The sequence below is a fragment of the Nocardia vermiculata NBRC 100427 genome, assembly GCF_001613265.1.
Taxonomy (GTDB): Bacteria; Actinomycetota; Actinomycetes; order Mycobacteriales; family Mycobacteriaceae; genus Nocardia; species Nocardia vermiculata.
Window position 1 is genome coordinate 1 of sequence record NZ_BDCA01000072.1, and the last position, 1,243, is coordinate 1,243.

At 66.5% G+C, this 1,243-nt stretch carries 2 protein-coding genes; one reads left to right on the top strand and one right to left on the bottom strand.

All coding sequences use genetic code 11. The annotated features are described in order from the left end of the window. Positions 1-49 precede the first annotated feature (49 nt). A complete protein-coding gene (locus tag NV2_RS30500) occupies positions 50-523 on the bottom strand; it encodes an excisionase family DNA-binding protein (RefSeq protein WP_067882421.1) in 474 nt (157 codons plus the stop codon). Positions 524-818: 295 nt separating this feature from the next. Between NV2_RS30500 and arfB the strand changes: the two genes are divergently transcribed. Next, positions 819-1,243, top strand: a 425-nt coding sequence (gene arfB, locus NV2_RS30505; RefSeq protein ID WP_067882418.1) for an alternative ribosome rescue aminoacyl-tRNA hydrolase ArfB, incomplete at its 3' end; no start/stop codon positions are given.

Here is a 1,243-nt window from a genome sequence, read left to right on the forward strand (position 1 = left end):
AGTGTGGTGTGTGCGGGTGGTGCAGAGGTATCGCGGAATACCCGCTGCATTACTCGTGTCGCCTCAGTGGTGCGGTGGCGACATCGTCGTAGAGGTCCAGGTCCTCGGAGATCCGGGTCAGTTCGGACAGGCCAGCGGGACGCTCGGCGCGGCGGTACTCGCGGAACGCCAGCACATCGGTCAGGCGCACCCGCCGATGTCGGACTGGCCGGGTGAACGGAATCTCGCCCGCATCAAGCAGTTTCACCAATGTGGGCCTGCTCATACCGAGCAGCTCAGCGGCTTCCTGTGTGGTCAGCGTCGTATGTAATGGCGCTACCGTCACCGCCTTGCCATCCGACAGTGCGAGCGCCACGAGACGCAACGCCTCGAGCATCTCCGGTGGCAACGCGACCGACTCGCCGTCGGCCGATCGTAGGACGGCCCCTTCGAGTGAGGTCGGGGTGGCTAGGAAGCGATGCACTTCGGCCAGTTGATCAGGGTGCTCGGGCAGCAGTGTGCGTTCGTTCAGTGTCTCGGTCATCGCACCTCCCTTCCTGGTCCCCACCATGCCCGACTTTCGAATAGTTCGAAAGCGGATTGCAGTGTCGTGGATTCTCGCTGCTCGCTCACGGGATCCCCGACCCCCGACCCTCGGCGGGGCAGGCGAGGCCGACTTCGGCGGCGGTGATCTCGAATCCGCCTGCGCGGCTGATCAGCATCGACGTCGGCTGACGCGATAGTCGGGGCCGGTATTGTGGACGACAAGTTCGCCACCAGTCGAATCTCAGCCGACGTGGCCTGGTTGATTCGAGGGTCGAAAGGAGCAGCGTCGGCACATGGCAGCGGACCTGACCGTGACCCGGGCGCTGGTGATTCCCGCCTCCGAGTTGCGTGAGCGGTTCTCCCGGTCGTCGGGCCCGGGCGGGCAGCATGTCAACACGACCGACAGCCGGGTCGAGCTGTCGTTCGACCTCGCCCGCTCACCGTCGGTGCCGGAGCTCCTGCGGGTCAGAATGCTCGACCGTCTGGCCGCCCGCCTGGTCGACGGGGTGCTCACGATCGCGGCGTCGGAGCAGCGCGCACAACTGCAGAATCGTGCGGCCGCCCGCGAGCGCCTGGCCTCTTTACTGCGTGATGCCGCCGCGGCTCCGCCACCGGTTCGTCGCGCCACCAAGCCGTCGCGGGGAGCGAAGGAACGCCGCATTGCCGCGAAGAAGCGGCGCGGTGTCACGAAACGCAATCGCCGCGTCTCTCCGGACGA

Coding starts and splice junctions, on each gene's coding strand:
- NV2_RS30500 (WP_067882421.1), bottom strand. CDS start 523: ATGACCGAGACACTGAACGAACGCACACTGCTGCCCGAGCACCCTGAT.